General features: G+C 62.6%; 1 protein-coding gene. It reads left to right on the top strand.

Annotation, left to right across the window (positions count from 1 at the left end):
- Positions 1-422, top strand: a 422-nt coding sequence (locus AC0L3D_RS36955) for a zinc-binding dehydrogenase (RefSeq protein WP_473647568.1), incomplete at both ends; no start/stop codon positions are given.

The following is a 422-nucleotide window of genomic DNA, read 5'->3' as shown; positions in this document are numbered from 1 at the left end:
CTGGGCAATGCGGTCCACACCGCACTGTCCTTTGATCTGGTCGGCGAGGACGTGCTGGTCACCGGCGCCGGGCCGATCGGCATCATGGGTGCGCTGGTGGCGCAGTGCGTCGGCGCGCGAAAGGTGGTCATCACCGACATCAACCCGGTGCGGCTGGCGCTGGCGAAAAAGCTCGGCGTCCAGCATGTGGTCGACGCGTCGAAGGAAAAGCTGCGCGATATCATGCCGGCGCTCGGCATGACCGAAGGTTTTGACGTCGGCCTCGAAATGTCGGGTGCGGCACCCGCCTTCCGCGACATGATCGACACCATGAACAATGGCGGCAAGATCGCCATTTTGGGCATCGCGCCGACCGGCTTCGAGATCGACTGGAACAAGGTCATCTTCAAGATGCTGCATCTCAAGGGCATCTATGGCCGCGA

The organism is Mesorhizobium sp. WSM4837 (assembly GCF_055811435.1).
Note: the sequence above shows the minus strand (reverse complement) of the source record. Positions and strands in the feature narration are given on the sequence as shown.